17 protein-coding genes are annotated in these 17,869 nt (G+C 68.1%); 10 read left to right on the top strand and 7 right to left on the bottom strand.

Annotated features, from left to right (window positions below):
• Positions 1 to 44: 44 nt before the first annotated feature.
• Together ACIA12_RS19990 and ACIA12_RS19985 are read right to left on the bottom strand one after the other, a co-directional pair.
• On the bottom strand, positions 45 to 914 hold the full coding sequence (locus ACIA12_RS19990) for a virginiamycin B lyase (protein WP_396368509.1): 870 nt from the start codon (positions 912 to 914) through the stop codon (positions 45 to 47).
• A complete protein-coding gene (locus ACIA12_RS19985; protein ID WP_396368508.1) occupies positions 901 to 2,481 on the bottom strand; it encodes an ABC-F family ATP-binding cassette domain-containing protein in 1,581 nt (526 codons plus the stop codon). The genes ACIA12_RS19990 and ACIA12_RS19985 overlap by 14 nt, the downstream gene beginning before the upstream one ends.
• Positions 2,482 to 2,607: 126 nt before the next feature.
• Here ACIA12_RS19985 and ACIA12_RS19980 point away from each other — a divergent pair, with 126 nt between their 5' ends.
• The 3 genes from ACIA12_RS19980 (at position 2,608) to ACIA12_RS19970 (ending at position 4,901) form a co-directional block, all read left to right on the top strand.
• Entirely contained in the window at positions 2,608 to 3,222 is a 615-nt protein-coding gene (locus tag ACIA12_RS19980; protein WP_396368507.1) for a TetR/AcrR family transcriptional regulator, read from the top strand.
• 56 nt (positions 3,223 to 3,278) lie between these two features.
• A complete protein-coding gene (locus tag ACIA12_RS19975) occupies positions 3,279 to 4,046 on the top strand; it encodes an SDR family NAD(P)-dependent oxidoreductase (protein WP_396368506.1) in 768 nt (255 codons plus the stop codon).
• Between the two features lie 93 nt (positions 4,047 to 4,139).
• The gene (locus ACIA12_RS19970; RefSeq protein ID WP_396368505.1) at positions 4,140 to 4,901 is read left to right on the top strand and encodes an SDR family oxidoreductase; all 762 of its coding nucleotides are present in this window, start codon (positions 4,140 to 4,142) and stop codon (positions 4,899 to 4,901) included.
• Here the strand turns inward: ACIA12_RS19970 and ACIA12_RS19965 are convergent.
• Positions 4,898 to 6,742 carry a protein-arginine deiminase family protein gene (locus ACIA12_RS19965; protein ID WP_396368504.1) on the bottom strand — a complete coding sequence of 615 codons (1,845 nt, stop codon included), beginning with the start codon at positions 6,740 to 6,742 and terminating at the stop codon, positions 4,898 to 4,900. The two genes, ACIA12_RS19970 and ACIA12_RS19965, sit on opposite strands and share 4 nt — an antisense overlap.
• 91 nt (positions 6,743 to 6,833) lie before the next feature.
• Here ACIA12_RS19965 and ACIA12_RS19960 point away from each other — a divergent pair, with 91 nt between their 5' ends.
• A complete protein-coding gene (locus ACIA12_RS19960; protein ID WP_396368503.1) occupies positions 6,834 to 7,832 on the top strand; it encodes a DUF3152 domain-containing protein in 999 nt (332 codons plus the stop codon).
• 8 nt (positions 7,833 to 7,840) lie between these two features.
• On the opposite strand, the gene ACIA12_RS19955 is transcribed toward ACIA12_RS19960, so the two are convergent.
• Positions 7,841 to 8,392, bottom strand: coding sequence for a MarR family transcriptional regulator (locus ACIA12_RS19955; protein WP_396368502.1), 552 nt, complete (start codon positions 8,390 to 8,392; stop codon positions 7,841 to 7,843).
• 254 nt (positions 8,393 to 8,646) lie between these two features.
• On the opposite strand from ACIA12_RS19955, the gene ACIA12_RS19950 reads away from it, so the two are divergent.
• From ACIA12_RS19950 to ACIA12_RS19935, 4 genes are all read left to right on the top strand, one after another.
• Positions 8,647 to 8,877, top strand: a complete 231-nt coding sequence (locus ACIA12_RS19950; protein WP_164602023.1) for a hypothetical protein — start codon at positions 8,647 to 8,649, stop codon at positions 8,875 to 8,877.
• Positions 8,878 to 9,061: 184 nt separating this feature from the next.
• The gene (locus tag ACIA12_RS19945; protein WP_396368501.1) at positions 9,062 to 9,427 is read left to right on the top strand and encodes a VOC family protein; all 366 of its coding nucleotides are present in this window, start codon (positions 9,062 to 9,064) and stop codon (positions 9,425 to 9,427) included.
• A gap of 27 nt (positions 9,428 to 9,454) precedes the next feature.
• Positions 9,455 to 10,363 (top strand): GNAT family N-acetyltransferase, encoded by a 909-nt coding sequence (locus ACIA12_RS19940; RefSeq protein ID WP_396368500.1) that lies wholly within the window; start codon positions 9,455 to 9,457, stop codon positions 10,361 to 10,363.
• A 4-nt stretch (positions 10,364 to 10,367) separates the two neighbouring features.
• Entirely contained in the window at positions 10,368 to 11,507 is a 1,140-nt protein-coding gene (locus ACIA12_RS19935; RefSeq protein WP_396368499.1) for an epoxide hydrolase family protein, read from the top strand.
• Here the strand turns inward: ACIA12_RS19935 and ACIA12_RS19930 are convergent.
• Both ACIA12_RS19930 and ACIA12_RS19925 read right to left on the bottom strand, forming a co-directional pair.
• On the bottom strand, positions 11,498 to 12,328 hold the full coding sequence (locus ACIA12_RS19930; protein ID WP_396368498.1) for a peptidoglycan DD-metalloendopeptidase family protein: 831 nt from the start codon (positions 12,326 to 12,328) through the stop codon (positions 11,498 to 11,500). The two genes, ACIA12_RS19935 and ACIA12_RS19930, sit on opposite strands and share 10 nt — an antisense overlap.
• Complete coding sequence (locus tag ACIA12_RS19925; RefSeq protein WP_396368497.1) at positions 12,325 to 12,993, bottom strand: hypothetical protein; 669 nt, start codon at positions 12,991 to 12,993, stop codon at positions 12,325 to 12,327. Before ACIA12_RS19925 ends, ACIA12_RS19930 begins: the two co-directional genes overlap by 4 nt.
• A gap of 145 nt (positions 12,994 to 13,138) precedes the next feature.
• On the opposite strand from ACIA12_RS19925, the gene ACIA12_RS19920 reads away from it, so the two are divergent.
• Together ACIA12_RS19920 and ACIA12_RS19915 are read left to right on the top strand one after the other, a co-directional pair.
• The gene (locus ACIA12_RS19920) at positions 13,139 to 14,908 is read left to right on the top strand and encodes a PHP domain-containing protein (protein WP_396368496.1); all 1,770 of its coding nucleotides are present in this window, start codon (positions 13,139 to 13,141) and stop codon (positions 14,906 to 14,908) included.
• Complete coding sequence (locus ACIA12_RS19915) at positions 14,905 to 15,453, top strand: hypothetical protein (RefSeq protein WP_396368495.1); 549 nt, start codon at positions 14,905 to 14,907, stop codon at positions 15,451 to 15,453. Before ACIA12_RS19920 ends, ACIA12_RS19915 begins: the two co-directional genes overlap by 4 nt.
• Before the next feature lie 161 nt (positions 15,454 to 15,614).
• Here ACIA12_RS19915 and ACIA12_RS19910 read toward each other — a convergent pair whose 3' ends face one another.
• Positions 15,615 to 17,867, bottom strand: a complete 2,253-nt coding sequence (locus ACIA12_RS19910; protein WP_396368494.1) for a HelD family protein — start codon at positions 17,865 to 17,867, stop codon at positions 15,615 to 15,617.
• Positions 17,868 to 17,869: the final 2 nt, after the last annotated feature.

Raw genomic sequence — 17,869 nt, 5'->3', positions numbered from 1 at the left:
CAACCGCCGCCCAGCGTCCCTCCGGCGGGTGAATCGGCTCACTCTCAGGCGTGGATGTGCGCAAGAACACCGATCTCGAGTGCTACCCAGACCTCCCCGTCAGCCCCCACCGCGAGGCCATGCGGTTCGGAGCCTTCGCCGAGGAGAATCTCCTCGACCACCGCGCCCTGCGCGTCCAACCGCACGGCGGATCCCGAACCCCACAGGGTCACCCAGCAGCCGCCGTCGTTGGTTGCGGCGACCGCGTGCGGCTTGCAAGAACGGTCCGGCAGGGGATACTCGACGATCTTTCCGTCAGTGTCGATGCGGCCGACCTGGCCGGCCTGCAGTTCGGTGAACCACACGACGCCACCGCCGGCGCTGACCCCCACCGGTCCGGCGCCCTCGGTCGGCAACGGATGCAAGACCACCGCACCATCGAGCGACATCCGCCCGACCGCATTCCCTTGGTTCAAAGCGAACCACAGTCCGTCCTCATCCGCCGCGATCATCGCCGGAAACCCACCACTGCTCCCGAGCTCGAACGACGACACCTCCCCATCGACCGTCACCCGCCCGATCCGATCCACGTTCATCAGCGTGAACCACAACGCCCCGTCCGCGCCCACGCACAACCCGTACGGCGCCGACCCCGCCCCAACCTCGAACGAGGAAACCGCCCCATCAGCCCCCACCCGCCCGATCCGGTCGTCCCCGTTCCGGGTGAACCACATCGCCCCATCCGGCCCCGCCACGATCACACTCGGCCGGCTCCCGTCCGCATCAATCGGGAACCGTGACACCACTCCATCCCGTGAGACCCGAGCCACCGCCCCCGCGTGCACCAACGTCGTCCACACCTCGCCGTCGCTGCCCACCGCCACGCCGTACGGCCCTTCATTGCCCTCGGCAACAATGATCTCAGTGCTTCGCAAGACTCTTCTCCTCCAGCTCGAGCACCTCACCACGCCACCGCGACACGAACCGCCGGTCGTGACTCACCACGACCAGCGCCCCGTCATACGCCTCCAGCGCAGCCTCCAACTCCTCCACCAGCACCAGCGACAGATGATTGGTCGGCTCGTCCAGTACCAGTACGTCGTACTGCGTGGTCAGCAACTCCGCGAGCGCCAGCCGCCGCCGCTGCCCGGTCGACAACTCCCGCACCCGCGTCTGCAACTGCTCCCGCTTGAACAACCCCAACCGTCCCGACCCGCGATGACGCATCAACTCATCCCGCAACGTCGCGTCCGGCCGCGCCTCGACGGCATCCTGCGCCAGATACCCGATCCGTCCGCGCCGATCCACCGACCCCGAGTCCGGTGCCAGCGCACCCGTCAGTACTTCGAGCAGCGTCGACTTCCCAACCCCGTTGGGCCCGGTGACCAGCAACCGATCACCCTTCGAAACCTCAACGGAAGTGGACCGCAGCCGACCAGCCACCGACACCCCGACCGCATCCAGCAGTACCCCGCTCGAGCCGGCCGTCCGCAACGCGGCCGTGAAGCGCAACGGCTTCGACGGCACCGGTGGTGGACTCTCCTCCAGCCGCCGCAGCCGCTCCTTGGCATTGCGGATCTTGCTCCGCTCAGCCTGGTTCACGCGATCACCCGCGATGCCGTACGCCATCTTGTTGTTGTCCTGGATCGGCCGCCCGTAGGCAACTCGATCGGCAGCCGTCCCCACCGTCGACCGCATCACTGCGACCTCGTCCTCCCAGACCTGCCGCGCCTGCGCGATCCGGGCCCGCTCAGCCGCCTTCTCCGCAAGGTATCCGGCGTAGCCGTTCCCATACCGGGTCACCCGATGCGTGTCGCCATCGACCTCGAACAGCGTCGACGCGACCCGCTCCAGAAACGCCCGGTCATGCGATACAACGACCGTCGTACCGGCGCGGGACAGCAGGTGATCCTCCAGCCAAACGGTCGCGGCCAGGTCGAGATGGTTCGTCGGCTCGTCGAGCAACAACACCTCAGCACCGGCAACCAGTACTGCGGCCAGATGCAACCGTGCCAGCTCACCACCCGACAGCGAGGACAACACCCGATCGCCCGGCAAGGTGCTCAACCCCAACCCGGCCAGCGCCCGCTGGAACCGCGCCTCGGCGTCATACCCCTCACGCACCTGGAAAGCGGTCTGCAGCTCACCGTACTCGTCCAGCACCGAAACGTTGCCTTCAGCAAGCAACCTTTCGAGTTCGAGCATCCGCTTCTCGATCGCCCGCAGCTCGGCCAGCGCGTGATCCAGTACGGCCGACACGTCGAGATGCAGCGGCAACGGGTTCTCCTGGCCGAGGAAGCCGACGCTCCCGGCAACCGTCACCACGCCGTCGTCCGGACGCTCGGCGCCGGACAGGATTCGCAGCAGCGTCGACTTGCCCGAGCCGTTCTCGCCGATCAGCCCGCTGACCTCGCCGGGCGGGAAGGCGCAGCTCACCCGATCGAGCACCGGGCGATGGTCGTACGACTTGGAGATCTCCTGCAACGGCAACTGGGTAGACATGGATGTCCTCCTGACTCGCTGGAACGGGCGGACCTCACCCGAGACGGGTGGGGCCGGTTCGACGGCGAATCAGAACTCCACGACTACCTCCTGCTAATGCGACTGATGTTGCGTTAAGATCATGCCATGCCGGCTCCCGACGACGCAACCGCGGCCGATCGGGCGAGGCCCGGCGGCCGAACTGCACGAGTTCGTGCTGATGTGCTGGCGGCAGTACAGGCCGAGCTGGCCGAGCACGGCTACGACGGGCTCACCATCGACGCCGTCGCCGCGCGCTCCGGCGTACACCGCACGACTGTGTACCGGCGCTGGCGCACCGTCGACGGACTGCTGGTCGACCTGCTCGCGATGGGCGCCGACGACACCTGGGCGCCCACCGACACCGGCACCCTCGAGGGCGACCTGGTCGAGCTCAACCGCGAGATTCACGCCTCGCTCACGGTCCGACCCTCCCTCACAACAGCCGTCATCGCCGCCTCCTTCCGCACACCCGAGGCCGCCAACGCGCTGCACGACTTCTGGAAGGACCGGTATGAGCGCAGCGGCGTCGTCGTCACCCGAGCCATCGACCGCGGCGACATCCCCGCCGACACCGACCCCCACCGCGTCGTGCTGACCGCGACTGCACCCCTCTTCCACCAACTCACACTCCTGCGGCAGGACCTGTCCGAGGCCGACGCCGACCGCTACGCCCGCGACGCCGCCAAAGCAGCAACCGCCGGCATCCTCCGCGCCTCCTGAAAGCTGAGCAATGCGCCTCCTGAAAGGATGCGGAAAAGCCGAAAGGAGGCAGCCAAGTGCCCGGACGTCTGTCGGATGAGGTCGTGCTCGTCACCGGAGCCGCCCGCGGAATCGGCCGCGCGATCGCCACCAAGGCCGCCGAAGAAGGCGCCTCGGTAGCGCTCCTCGACGTACTGGCCGACCAGCTCGCAACCACCACGGCCGAGCTCGAGCAGTCGGGCGCCACCGTCGCGGCAGCCGTCGGCGACATCACCGACGAAGACTCGGTACGCCGGGCCGTCGCCGAACTCGCCAAGGCCCTCGGCCGCCCGATCACCGTCCTGGTCAACAACGCCGGCAAGAACTCCTACGCCGACGCCACCGAGATGACGGTCGCCGACTGGGACAGCGTCTTCGACGTCGACCTCAAAGGCGCCTGGCTGGTGGCGCGGTCCGTCCTGCCGGCGATGATCGAGGCCAAGCACGGCGCGATCGTCAACATCGCCTCGATCCACTCCCAGCTGACCACGGCCGGCATGTTCCCGTACGCCGCGGCCAAGGCCGGCCTGGTCGGCATGACCCGCAGCCTCGCCCTCGACGTCGCCCCGCACGGCATCCGCGTCAACGCCGTCAGCCCCGGTTTCATCGCCACCGACCTGCTCGAAGAGTTCTTCGACGCCATCCCCGGCGCTCGCGAGACCGCCCTCACCGTCCACCCGCTCGGCCGGATCGGTACACCGGAGGACGTCGCCGAGGTCGTCTGCTTCCTCGCCTCGAAAGCAGCCGCCTTCGTCACCGGCGCCAACTGGTCCGTCGACGGAGGTCTGGGCATCCGCTACGCCTGAGCAAAGCCGCGCTGTCACATTCCTCGGCTGGCGCGAGTCGGACAAGTAGAGCCGCGAGAACCGCGGCCGCACCGACCGACAGGAGCCAGAACCATGACCGCAACCGTCCTCGTCACCGGCGGCACCGGAACCCTCGGGCGGCTGACCACTCCCTTGCTGAGGGACACCGGCTTCAAGGTGCGGGTGCTCAGCCGCGGCAGCCACGAGGCGGCCGACGGGATCGAGTACGCCGTCGGCGACCTCACCACCGGCGAAGGCATCGACGCGGCCGTCGCCGGGGTCGACACGATCGTCCACCTGGCCGGCGACGCCAAGGGTGACGACGAGAAGGCCCGCACGCTGGTCAAAGCAGTGAAGGCAAGCGGTGGCAAGCCGCACATCGTCTACATCTCGGTCGTAGGCGCCGACCAGGAGTCCTTCGCGTACTTCGGGTTCAAGCGCGGTGCCGAGCAGGTCATCGCGGAGTCCGGGCTGCCCTGGACGACGGTCCGCGCGACCCAGTTCAACGACCTCGTCCTGACCCTGGCCAAGACGCTCACCAAGCTTCCCGTAGTACCGGTCCCCACCGGCTTCCGCGTCCAGCCGATCGACGCCCGCGATGTCGCCGCCCGCCTGGTCGAACTGGCCCAGGGCGAACCGTCCGGCCTGGTCTCCGACATCGCCGGCCCCAAGATCTACACCCTCAAGGAGATCATCGCCTCCTACCTCAAAGCCACCAACCGCCGCCGCCCCCTCCTCCCGATCCACTTCCCTGGCAAGGCCTCCCGAGCCTTCCGCACCGGTATCAACCTGGCCCCCGCCCACGCCACCGGCACCCACACCTGGGAATCCTTCCTCATCGACCGGCTCCGCTAGCCCGCTGATTTCCACCAGGCGTTGGTGGAGTGGGTGTCGCGGAGGGCGTTGGTGGCGCAGTGGACTTCGCCGCCCGCGAGGTGGGCCCAGAAGAAGTCCTCCACCCAGTGCACCCGTACGCCGCTACGCCCAAGAGCCCGCTCAGTCGCCTGCTGGAAGATGTCGCGCCCATCGACCTTCGGACCGTGCGGAACCGGTACTGCGAAGTCCCGCCCGGTCAGCGACAAGCCGTTCACCAGCCCAGGTGTGGCGGCCCGCAGCAACCCGAAGTCCTTCTGCCGCTCGAACAGCACCGGCAACCGAACCAGCTCATCCGGCCGCAAGCCCGTTGCCTTGAGCAAGATCTTCAACTGGTCGTCGATGTGGCCGGCGGCCGCCGCGTTGTCCGCGATCCAGCCGTCGTCGGCAAGTACCTGATCGACCGTCGGCTTCGACCGCGCGTTGGTGTCCGCGAAAAGTCGCGCTCCACCCGCACCATCCCGCTGCGCCTGCCGCAGCAACTCGACCGCCAGCCGGGGGTCGGCGACAGCAAGCGTCCAACCGCGAGCGTTGCCGGCCCGCACGACGTGCGTCGTCTCGTCCGCGTGCCCGACCATCAGCCAGGACGTGTCGATCACGACCGGCAGCTGGTACCCCTGGCTCGTCACCATGGTGATGAACGCGCGATCGGGATGCCGCGCCCCCGAGCCGTAGACGATCCGGCCGTTCGGGTATCCGGCGTACGGGGGCAGTGATTCGAGGTTGCCGCCCATGTTGAGCAGGTCGTTCAGCCCGCTCGACGCGACCGGACTCAGCTCCTGCACGACCCCGACGTCAGGCCCGCGCAGGTCGCGATAGATCAACCGGCCCGCCGGCCGCGGCGTCGCGAGCGGCTTGCCGTCCGTATCGGGGAACTCCCAGACGTTCCCCGAACGGATCAGGATCCGCATCGTCTGACTGCCGCCGACCGCTGGCATGCTGGCCGTGGCCGGCTCGAAGGTGTCCTGCAACCACAGATCCTTCCAGCCATCGGCGGTCCCCTGGACGAACTTCAGCTTCGCCCCGGTCGATCGAGCCGCCTTGCCGAGGGTGTTCGCGAACGGCTCCCACTCGCTCGGAACCCCTTCTGGATAAGGCGCCTCCCCATCCGGCCAGCCCGGTCCCCGATTCGGCTTGGCGGCCAGTACCGTCTCCGCCCGCTGCAAATCGTTCTGCAGCATCAACGGCGCGACCCGGAGCTTCACCACATCGCTACTCGTCCGCCCACGATCGGCAACTGTCAACGTGACCGACACCTGCCCATCCCACTTGGCCGGATCCCGAACCACATCCCGCCCTTCCAGCCCAACCCGCACGCCGTGCCGCAACTGCTCGGCAGTCAGCGTCTCGACCGCCTTCCCGTCAACGAACACCCGCGCCTTCCCAGCCGGTACTACGCTCAGCCGCCCGCTGGCCTGGTTGCTCAAGTTGCCCTGGGCATCGACCCTCAGTGGCGCAAGGTCCGCCAGGTCGCGCGGGCCGTTGATCCGGTCGTCGGCAGCGTCGTTGCAGGCGGCGAGCCTCCGATCGACCTCGGCACCCGCCTTGTCCAGGTCGGCCGGCTCGACGGTGCACCGCCGCTCGTCGTCATCGAGATTCGGCAGAAAGATCGCCCCGCGGCCATCGGTCCACCGATCCTCACCCGCTTCGTCGGCCGCCGTCAGCCGTCCGTCCCTGTTCACATCGGCCGTCAGTCCCGCTTGCCAACCCAGGGCTGATCGCAGCTCCGCCTTGGTGGAGCCGCCGGTTCCCCAGGCGAGCATCACGGGGCTCGAGCTCAGCGCCACCGTCATGACGGCGAGGCTCGCGGTCCAGCGCTTCATCTTCACTCCTCGTAGTCGCACATGTGTGTGGTTTCCGTCAAATTAACACGAGCGTGTGAGATCCGGCAGGCGGATTTCCACAGCTCCACCCATGGGTGGAGCTGTGCTGGGTACTGCCGCCGAGAAGGGGTTCTGGCTGATCAGGCAAGTACTGGGTGAGACGCGTTCGACCGGAGCGCGGAGTGAGGAGCAGTTGATGCGCAAGACGAGGATCGCCGCCCTGGGGATCGTTGGGGCGGTCGCGGTCGTCGCGTTGCTCCAGTTGCCGGCCAGTCCGTTCTCCCGCCAGGATCACCCAGAGCGACCGGTGGCCCAGACCTCGACGCACTCGAAGACGGCTGCCCCGAAGTCCACGCCCACCGGCAAGCCTGCCGAGACCGGAAAGCCTGCTGGGTCCGGGAAGCCGGCGGAGCCCGGGAAGCCGGGGGAGGGCGGGACTGCCGAAGTACCGGCTTCGCCGGAGTCCAATGCGGCGCCTGGGCAGGGCGATCCGGGGATCACCTACCCCGTTCGCGGGACGGTCGACTTCACCGTCCTGCCGGGTGACCCGGCGACGATCGGCCGGGCCGGCAAGCTCTACACCTTCCAGATCGCGATCGAGGGTGGTATCAAGGGCGTCGATCCGGCGGCCTTCGCGAGTTTCGTGCGCGCGACCTATGGCGCGCCGGAGGGTTGGGCCTCCGCGGGGAAGTACCGGTTCCGCCAGGTGGGTCCCGGCCAGGCGGCCGACTTCCAGCTGATGCTCGTGACGCCCGCGACTCGGGACACCTACTGCGGCGGCGGCTTCGACCAGTACACGAGTTGCCGGATCGGGGAGCGCGTCGTGCTCAACGTGGCGCGGTGGGCCAGGGGAGTACCGAACTACGGCGCGAGCCTCACGGCGTACCGGCAGTACATGATCAACCACGAGACCGGGCATCGGCTCGGCAACGCGCATGAGCTGTGCCCTGGTCCTGGACAGCCGGCGCCCGTGATGCAGCAGCAGACGTTGGGTCTGCATGGCTGTACGGCGTACGCGTGGCCCTACCGCAACGGTCAGCGCTACGAGGGTCAGCTGGGCAAGTACGACGACCCAACGCCCAACAACTGAAGGGTCTACTAGTTGTGCAGGATCGTCGGGGGGAGTTGGTCGGCGACGTTGGCGGTGATGGCGGCTGACTCGAGGCCGTCGGCAACGGTGTGCAGGAGGCGGATCAGCTGGGCGGCGTCGGCCGGGCCGAGGATGCCGGTGACCACGTCGAGGACGCGGACGGTCAGGCCGTCGAGCTGGGACAGGCGGGCCTGGCCCATCCCGGTCACGCTCAGCACCGGCGAAGTACGGACGAGTCCGAGGGTGGCGAGCTCGGCGATGGCGAGCTCTGCCTCACCCGTGGTGGTGCCGACCTGGTCGGCCACGGCCTCGGCGGAGTCACGCCCGTTGGAGATCGCGCTCAGCACGAGCGCGGCCGGCATCTTGATCCCGACCGCGTCTTGCAGGCCGAGGATCAGCGGGTGGGCGTGGCCGCGGACCCGCTCCACGGCGTCCAGCAGCCGGAGCGCGTCGCTGATGTCGCCGATCAGGTGTTCGGTCTGGACGGTGGCGATCCCGGTCGGCGAAACGATCTGGTCGGGAACCGCCAGGGCCTTGGTCCCAGCGTCTTCGATGGTCACTTCACCAGCGTACGGAGGCCGCCAGGCCGGCTCGGCGTGTCGTACCTGAGGAAACGCTATGAATTGCGTCTCCCGAGACAATCGAACAAGACTTCGAAGCCGGTGAAGAACTTCTGGACAATTGCCCAGATTTCGCGCGTGACCTTCCGTTCTGCTCGTCCGTTGGATCTGACGTGACGGTGAACACACGGCGCACCGGCACCGCGCTCGCTCCGCGACTAAGGCCGACCACCCTGGAACTGCATGGAGGACAAGTGACAACCGCCACCGCCACCCAGACGTCTGAGCGCCGACGCGTACGAGTCTGGTTCGGTGAGCACGTGATCGCCGACTACAACGCCGAGCCGGCGTTGGCCGAGCGGTACGCACACGCCATGAGCCGTCGCTTCGCCGGACTCCGGGTCACCAACGACCCGATGCCCGTCGTGGACCGGCTCCCCGACCCCCTGCCCGGCGAGCGCATGTGGGATGTAGCCCCCCGTTAGACCCGGTCCCAAAAAATGCGCCTGGAAAAGTAAAAACGAAAACACTTCATCGTCCGCACCGAACCTCACCGGTGCGGACGTTTTCTGTCTCCACCAATTTGTCGCCGCCGGTATGTCGAGCCCGTCGCAGTGCCTCCGACGTACCCGCTGTGAGCCGATCGCCGGCTCGGAACAGGAGACAGCCATGGACCGCCCAGTACTGAACAGCATGCTGCTCGGCAGCACCGACCCCGACCGTCTCAAGGCGTGGTACCGCGACGGCTTCCACGCCGAGACGAACAACTACGGCACGCTCGACCTCGGTGGCTTCGGCCTGATCATCGAGCACCGCGACGACGTCGCCGCCTTGGCGCCCGAACCGGGCCGCTTCATCATCAACTTCGCGGTCGAGGACATCGAGCGGACCGCCGCCCACCTGCGCGCCCTCGACGTCAACTGGCTGGTCGAACCAGAGGACCGTGGCCCCGGCTACTTCGCCACCCTGATCGACCCCGACGGCAACTACGTCCAGATCATCCAGATGAAGCCGGAGTACTACACCAACCTCTGACCCAGCGACCTCCGTAGGCTGATCGCCATGAGCTGGCCGGCCGCTGTCGAAGTTCGCCCATTCGACGCTGCAAACCTCGAAGAACTCGTTGAGGTGGTCAACGCGATCGCCGCGGCCGACCGCAGTGGCGAGTACGTCGATGCGGTGGGGCTGGCGCGCGTGGTCGGGGCGGCGGCCGACGGGCGCACGGTCTGGAAAGGCACTCGCCTCGTCGGCTACAGCCTGATCGACGACGAAACGGTGAAAGGCGGTATTCATCCGGAGCATCGACGGCAGGGGATCGGCCGGCCGCTGTTCGAGTGGGCGACCCGGCGGGCCTTGGAGTCGTTTGCGACGGTCGACGTCGAGTTGCAGAGCATCGACGATGGTGGTCGGGTGCTCGCCCTCGCCAACGGCTACGAGCCCACCCGGTACTACAGCTCGATGCAGCGCCCGTACGCCGAACCGCCGATCGTCACCCACCTCGCCGAGGGCTTCCGGCTGATCCCCTTCGCCATCGAGTACGACGGACCACTCCGGCTGGCCCACAACGAGATCTTCGTCGATCACTGGGGAGTCGAGCCCAAGACCGAGGACGACTGGCAGAGGTGGTTCACCGGGCATCGCGGATTCCGGCCGGCGCTGTCTCGGCTGGTGCTCGACGGCGAGCGCATCGCGGCGTACGCGCTCGCCTATGAGTACTCGGCCGACACCGAGGCGACCGGCGTACGGGAGCTGTGGATCGGGCAGGTCGGCACCCGGCGCGAGTACCGCGGCCGCGGGCTGGCGAGTGCGGTCATGGCGGAGGTACTGCGAGCTGGTGAAGAGGCCGGCTTCGAGCGCGCTGGGCTCAATGTCGACGCCGCAAGCCCGACGGGTGCGCATCGCTTGTACGAGCAGCTCGGCTTCCGGACCGTCCACAGCAAGGTCCTCTATCGGCTGACTCGAGACGCCTGACGTCATGGCCTTTGACCTCACGCCCTTCCACATCGACGTCCCCGACGAGGAGATCGACGACCTCCACCGCCGTCTTCGGGCGACTCGCTGGCCGCGGGCGCTGTCCAGCGACTGGGCGCGCGGCGTACCGGTCGAGTACTTGCGGGGGATTGTCGAGCGGTGGCTGGAGTTCGACTGGCGGTTGTGGGAGGCGCGGCTCAACGCGGTACCGCAGTACACGACCCGGATCGACGGCCAGACCGTGCACTTCCTCCATGTGCGCTCGCCCGAGCCGACGGCCATCCCGTTGATCCTGACGCATGGCTGGCCGGGCTCGGTGGCTGAGTTCCTCGACGTGCTCGGCCCGCTCACCTCGCCGGCCGCGCATGGAGGTGACGCGTCGGACGCGTTCCACGTGGTCGCGCCATCGGTGCCGGGGCATGGGTTCTCGGTGCCACTCGGGGGACCTGGGTGGGATCATGAGCGGATCGCCCGCGCGTGGATCGAGTTGATGGATCGCCTCGGCTACCACCGGTACGGCGCTCAGGGCGGCGATACCGGATCTGTCGTCTCACCCCTCGTCGGTGCGCTCGCACCCGACCGCGTCATCGGCGTACACATCAATGGCGGACTCGCCTTCCCAGCGGCCGAGCCCGGCGACTTCGACGATCTGAACGCAACGGATCAGGCCAAGCTCGCGACGGCCGAACACATCCGCGCGACCGGCACCGGCTACGCCGAACTGCAGTCGACCAAACCGCAGACCGTCTCCTTCGCCCTCAGCGACTCACCCGTCGGCCAGCTCGCCTGGATCCTGGAGAAGTTCCACGACTGGACCGACCCGGCCCGCGCCCTCCCCGAGGACGCCGTCGCCCTCGATCACCTACTGGCGAACGCCTCCATCTACTGGTTCACCAACACCAGCGCCACCTCAGCCAACCTGTACTACGAAAGCCGAACCGCCGCCCCCGTCGCCCGGAGCGACGTGCCCACCGGAGTCGCCGTCTTCCCCACCGACCCAGCGATGCGCCACATCCTCGAACGCCGGCACAACATCACCCACTGGACCGAGTACTCGAGAGGCGGCCACTTCGCCGCCCTGGAAGCCCCCGACCTCCTGGTCGACGACATCCGCGCCTTCTTCCGGCCCCTACGTCAGCAGTAGGCCCGGCACCCGCGGTCCACCCCGTACGCCCGCCGCACCTTCCCCACCAACGCCACCGGCGACAGCTGCCGCCCTTCATGCCACGCGTTGAGAAAACTCTGCGGCGCCACAGCCCCTCGCCGAATCCACCAGTGCCCCGGCGCGGTAGGCCAACTGATCCCGAAATGCAGATGCGGCGGCGTCACCTGAGCACTCCCGGTATTCCCGGTCAGCCCCAGCACCTGCCCGGCCTTCACCACCAACCCGGGTTCGACCCCAGCGCCAATCGCCGACAGATGCGACCCGTAGTACCGCACCCCATCCACACCAACCACGGAAACCGACAACCCACCCCGATCCCGCCCGACGTTGGTCTTCTTGTCCCAGCTGTCCACCCGAGTAACCTCGTCAACCCGCCCATCCACCGGCGAGACAAACCGGCAACCCCGGTCCGCGAAGATGTCCGACGCCGGATAATCATGATGACTCTGCGACGCGTCCGCCCGGCAACCACCGATCGGGAAGACGTACTTGGTGGCCCGGAGGGCGGCCGCCGTCGGACCCGCAGACCTCGATGGCCGCTGCGGCGTGACGGGCTGCGCAGGTGTCGCAGGCCGTGCAGGCGTCGCGGCAGCAGTCGGCACGGTCGTCGGAGCAGCAGTCGGCTCCGGCGGTACAGGCGCCGTCTTGGTACGCACGCTGGTCGCCGGCGCCGGTACGGTCGCCACTTGCTTCTTGGAGTCGGACCGGTCGAACGCCCCGGTCGCAGTGAGCGCGATCAGCCCACTGCCCGCGACCACCAGGGCCGCGGACAGGAAGGCCACCCAGACGGACCGCCTCACTGGAACCAAAAGTCGTTGACCACGGCAACTGAGTAGACCGTCTCGCACGGGATGCCGTTCTTGTCGGCATCCATCCGCAGCGGCCGGTCGTAGTACCACCAGTAGGCGACGGCCTCGGCGTACGTCGCGCCCCGGTCGGCGAGATCGCGGCAGAACAGTCCGGACGCCAGTGGCGTCGCGCCGCTGACCTCCCGACCGTTCCAGTACGAGCCGATATCACTGCGCGGGTAGACGGTCTCGCACGGGATACCGTTGCGGTCGGCATCCATCTGGTTGGGCTGACCGTGCAGCCGCCAGTAGTCGATCGCCGCCACGTAGCTGTACCCCTTGCTCTTCAGGTCCCGGCAGAAGAGTCCTGCCGGGAGCGATCGGACGTCGCCGATCGCCTTCGGCAGGGTTCGTACCGGTGCAGGCGCCGTCGTGCCCTTGACCGACGGAGCCACGGTCATCGTCTTCACCGTAACCGGTACGCCGGTCGACTGCGGCGTCGACGCTGTCTCCTTGGCCGAATCTTGCCGGCTCAGCAGGAAGACCAGCCAGGCCAGCAAGACGATGACCACCCCGACCGCGACCCCTGCCAGGGCAGCCAGCGTCGCATTACCGCTGTCCTTGCCCGGGTGAGTGTTCTCGCGACTTTCTGTGACTGAATCCCATTCTCCATTCATGTTTCCCCCCGCGGCCCATTGAAGACCCGTCGCTCTGCGTTGTCCATGGCCTGGCTGGGGTCGGAGGTTCATGTGCACAACATCTGGATGTCATGAAGAAAGGCGATGATCCCGCCGGATTCCGCCATCCGAGAGGACGCACGCAATGGGACACTCCCACGACCACGCCGGCCACGGGCATGGTCACGATCACAGCCATGGGCACGGTCACGGTCACGGTCATGATCACGACCATCACCACCCGAACACCGAGCTGGACGCCGCGACCACCGCGGCGCTGAACGAGTCGATTCCGGACCAGGACCTGTCGCCGACCGAGTTGTCGCGCCGTGGCCTGCTCCGCTCGGCCGGGATCCTCGGGGGAGCGGCGGCACTCGCCGTCTCCGGCGCCGAGTTCGCCGCTGCCACGTCGCCGACCGGGCACGTGTTCACCAGCGGTGGCCGGCCTAACGTCTGGCTGGCCGGCGACCACCACATCCACACCCAGCTGAGCTCCGACGGCATGTACCGGGTCATCGACCAGGCACACCACGCGGCCGCGAACGGTCTCGACTGGCTGGTCATCACCGACCACGGTGGCACCACCCACGCCCGGATCGGCGTCGACCTGGTCAACCCGCAGATCAAGGCGGCCAGGGCCGAGCTGAAGAACACGCTGATCTTCCAGGGCCTGGAGTGGAACATCCCGGCCGCCGAGCACGGCACCGTCTTCGTCGCCCCGGGCAGCCGCGAGGTCGAGGTGCTGAAGCAGTTCGAGAACGGCTACGACGGCAGCGTGAAGAACGCCGGCGCCAACACGCCGGCCAACGAGCAGCTCGCCCTCGACGGCATCCAATGGCTCGGCCAGCAGGTCGACCAGCGCCGGGTCGCGGACGCTCTGTTCCTCGCGAACCACCCCGCCCGCAACGGCATCGACAGCCCGCACGAGATCCGCAACTGGCGTGACGCCGACCCGCGGATCGCCGTCGGCTTCGAAGGCGCGCCCGGTCACCAGGCCGGCGGTCTGCCCGCTGGGATCGGCGCTGGTGGCGCTCGCGGCCTCTACGGCAACGCGCCGGGCGCGAACTCCTTCCCCGGGTACCCGGCGGAGTCGTACCGGACCTGGGGTGGCTTCGACTGGATGACCGCCACCGTCGGCGGCCTCTGGGACAGCCTGCTCGCCGAGGGCAAGCCGTGGTGGATCAGCGCCAACTCGGACTCGCACGTGAACTGGAACGAGACCGCCCGTCGCCCTGATGGCTCGGACCAGGTGCAGTTCGACCGGGACGGCCGCTACATGGACCCGGTCTACAGCCGCACGGTCAACCGCACGGCGGCCGACTTCTTCCCGGGCTACTACAGCCGTACGCACGTCGGTGCCGACAACCGCGACTACCGCGCGGTGATGGAAGGTCTGCGCAACGGCCGCGTCTGGGTCGACCACGGCGCGCTCGTCAAGGCGGTCGAGGTCGAGGTCCGCGAGGCCGGCAAGACCCACGGCGAGCCGCTCGGTGGAGCCTTGCACGTACGCCGGGGCCGCGCGGTCGAGCTCGTCATCCGGATCACCGCGCAGAACGTCCCGAACTGGGCCAACTTCACGCCGTCGCTCAACCGCGTCGACGCGATCGTCGGTGCGGTGAAGGGCGCGGTCAGCGACAAGGACACCTTCACGGCGCCGGACACCAAGGTCGTCAAGCAGTGGGACACCTCCGGCAAGCGCGGCACCTTCGAGCTCGTCCTGCCGCTCGGCAAGGCCGACACGGAGAACCCGTACTACGTCCGCGTCCGCGGAACCGACGGCAACCGCAGCCAGCCGGGCTACCTCGGCGCAGCGATCGACCCTGCCGGTCCGCAGCTGGATGTGGTCGGCGACGCTGACCCGTGGGCCGACCTGTGGTTCTACACGAACCCGATCTGGGTGCTTCCGACCAAGTGATCATCGCCGTCGATGCGGACTCCGCAGACACCGTGGAGGCCGAACACGTCCTCCACGGCATGCTGGGGTCCGCGACAGGCCCGGTAGTCGCCTGCACCCATGTGGTGTCAGGCGGCCACCTGGCTGTCTCCATCAGCACGTCCGGCTTCGACCAGGCCGCCCTGACCCAGGACGTCGGCTCAGCCGTCATCCGCGCGGGCGCAGCCGAGCCCGAGGTTGCAGGCCCGAGCCAACTGATCCGCGGCGCCTACGTGGCCGCAGTAGAAACGGCACTCGGTACTGCCGGGCGCCTGGTCACCTTCCCCGGCCAGGAGAACGCCCGCGGCACCCTGACCGCCGCTGAACTGGTCGAGACCTGCGGCATCGACCAGGTGGAAGCCATCGGCGGCCTACCCGTCGAGGACTCCACCCTGGTAGACACCCGCGACTTCATCCGCCCCATCCGCCGCAACGGCCAGATAGTCCTCCTGGTCCAACCAGCCGCCGGCGGAGTCTTCATCCCCTTCGAGGTCGAACACCAGATAAAGTGCTGCGCCAACCACTGAAGTAGCGGCTCAGTCTCCTGGGTGGTCCATCAGCGTGATCCGATCACGTGTGGTGCCGCATCGCGAGCAGATCTCGTACCGCCCGTTGTCTTCGTTGCGCTCGGTTCTCCACCTGTGTGAGCCGAGAAGACACAGAAGCGACTTCATCTGCTCACGGTAGCTCAGCTTCGCTCGCCCCAAGCGGGTGAGTTCTGCAGTACTTCGGGTAGTGGGCCGATGACGCCCAGCCGTTGGGTGCAGCGGGTGAGGGCCACGTACAGGTCGCGGAGGCCTCGGGGGGACTCGATCATGATGCCGTCGGGGTCGACGACCAGGACCGAGTCGAACTCGAGGCCCTTCGCGCCGGCCACAGTGAGCACGGTGATGCCGGCTATGTCGCCCACTGCCTCCTGCACCAGCTCGAGCCGGTGCCGCGAGGTGATCACGCCAACCTGCCCGTACTGCGTCTCCTCATGCGCCACCTTGCTCACGTACGCCGCCTGCTCAGCCGCCGGTACGCCGACATGCCAAGGCCTGACCCCAGTCGCCCGCACCGACTGCGGGGCGATCGCAGTCGGGTCGACCTCATGCAGTACGTCAGCAGCCAACTCCATCACCTCAGCCGGCGTCCGGTAGTTCATCGTCAGCTCCGCCAGCCGCCAGCGATCCCCGAACGACGGCGCCAGCGCTTGCCGCCAACTCGTCCCGCCACCGGCAGCACCCGTCTGTGCGACATCGCCGACCAGCGTCATCGAACGCAACGGACAGCGCCGCGCGATCGCCCGCCACGCCATCGGCGACAACTCCTGTGCCTCATCCACGATCACGTGTCCGTAGGTCCACCGCCGATCGACCGAGGCCCGCTCGGCCAGCGTGCGATCGTCATCGGCCTCGTACCTGGCCGCGAGCATCTCGGCATCGAGGATGTCCTTGGCCGACAGGACTTCCGCCTCGTCGTCCTCGTCGAAGTCGGTCGAGCCCGAGCCCGACAGCACATCCAGAGAGCCTTGTGCGTAAGCGATCGCGCGAGCCCGCTCGGCCCGCTCGCGCGCCAGGTCGCGGCCGTCGTCCCCGAGCAGTTCGGCAGCTTCGTCGAGCAGCGGGACGTCGGCCGGGCTCCAGTCATCGCCGTACCTGAGCAGGTGCTCGCGGTCGAGTGCGCTGAGCTGCGGCGCCGCTGATGCGAGCCGGCGCTCATCGGCGTACAGGTCGATCAGGAGTTGTTGCGGGCTGAGCACCGGCCAGAGCTGTTGGAGCAACGCCTGTACGCCGGGGTCCGCGACGACCTCGTTGCGCAACTCCTCCAGGTCGTAGTCGTCGAGCAGGTTCTCGCCGCCGAGCGGGTCCTCGCCGATGATGCCGGCGTACTGGCTTACCAGGTGCTCGATGACGGACGTCTTGAAGAACGGTTGCGCCTGGTTGTGGGTCAGCTGCCGGGCGCGGGCGGCTGCGCGGAGTTCCTCGACGATGGCCGGCTCCACCCGCAGTACCGTCCGGTCGACGGTCAGCTCGATCGGCTCGGCGGGCACCCACTGGCGGTCGGCGACGGCAGTCTCGATCACCTCGGCCATCACCGCGCGGCCCTTGACCTCGGCCACCTCGGCGGGTTCGGGACGGGTCGCGGTCACGCCGGGGTACAGCTCGGCGACGGTGACGAGCCGGACGCCGTCCTCGCCGAGCGACGGCAGTACCTGGCCGATGAACTTCAGGAAGGTGGAATTGGGGCCGACCACCAGAATTCCGCGCTTTTCCAGTTGGTTGCGGTGTGTATACAAAAGGAAAGCCGCCCGGTGCAGCGCGATTGCGGTCTTTCCGGTGCCCGGACCGCCCTGCACGACAAGCACGCCGGCCAGCTCGGAACGGATGATCCGGTCCTGGTCGGCCTGGATGGTCCGCACGATCGACTCCATCGTGCCGGTACGCCGCGCCTCCAGCGCGCTCAGCAGCACCGCCTCGCCGACCACTCCGGTACCGGGCTGGGACGCACCGTCCGCCGTACGGTCGAGGTCGAGCTGCTCGTCCTGGACGTCGACCACCTGGCGCAGCCGGGTCTGGATGTGCCGGCGCCGGACGATGCCCTCATTGACCACCGCTGTGGCGATGTAGAACGGGCGTGCCGCCGGTGCGCGCCAGTCGACGAGCAGCGGTTCGTAGTCGTCGTCGTGCAACCCGATCCGGCCGATGTGCAGGACCCCGCCGTCCTCGTCGTCGAGCCGGCCGAACGCGAGACCCTCCTCGGCCGCGTTCAGCCGGGACAGCCTGGCGTTCAGGTCGCGGACCCGGCCGTCGCGCTGGTGCAGGGCCTGCGCGTTCCTGGTACCGGCGATCTGCTCGTCCTGCCGGCGACCCTCCGTACGTTCGCGCTCACGATCCAGCGTCGCGTAGAAAGCCGTCAGGTGAACCTGTTCAGCCTCGACCGGATTCAGCAATTCCAACC

The sequence above is a fragment of the Kribbella sp. NPDC051620 genome, from assembly GCF_044453825.1.
In the GTDB taxonomy this organism is placed as follows: Bacteria; Actinomycetota; Actinomycetes; order Propionibacteriales; family Kribbellaceae; genus Kribbella.
This window is presented reverse-complemented; position numbering and strand designations above follow the sequence as displayed.

Bases quoted from the DNA above. Each gene is read 5' to 3' on its own strand.
- ACIA12_RS19985 (WP_396368508.1), bottom strand. From the start codon at position 2,481: ATGTCTACCCAGTTGCCGTTGCAGGAGATCTCCAAGTCGTACGACCAT.
- ACIA12_RS19980 (WP_396368507.1), top strand. From the start codon at position 2,608: ATGCCGGCTCCCGACGACGCAACCGCGGCCGATCGGGCGAGGCCCGGC.
- ACIA12_RS19970 (WP_396368505.1), top strand. From the start codon at position 4,140: ATGACCGCAACCGTCCTCGTCACCGGCGGCACCGGAACCCTCGGGCGG.
- ACIA12_RS19965 (WP_396368504.1), bottom strand. From the start codon at position 6,742: ATGAAGCGCTGGACCGCGAGCCTCGCCGTCATGACGGTGGCGCTGAGC.
- ACIA12_RS19960 (WP_396368503.1), top strand. From the start codon at position 6,834: ATGGGTGGAGCTGTGCTGGGTACTGCCGCCGAGAAGGGGTTCTGGCTG.
- ACIA12_RS19945 (WP_396368501.1), top strand. From the start codon at position 9,062: ATGGACCGCCCAGTACTGAACAGCATGCTGCTCGGCAGCACCGACCCC.
- ACIA12_RS19940 (WP_396368500.1), top strand. From the start codon at position 9,455: ATGAGCTGGCCGGCCGCTGTCGAAGTTCGCCCATTCGACGCTGCAAAC.
- ACIA12_RS19935 (WP_396368499.1), top strand. From the start codon at position 10,368: ATGGCCTTTGACCTCACGCCCTTCCACATCGACGTCCCCGACGAGGAG.
- ACIA12_RS19925 (WP_396368497.1), bottom strand. From the start codon at position 12,993: ATGAATGGAGAATGGGATTCAGTCACAGAAAGTCGCGAGAACACTCAC.
- ACIA12_RS19920 (WP_396368496.1), top strand. From the start codon at position 13,139: ATGGGACACTCCCACGACCACGCCGGCCACGGGCATGGTCACGATCAC.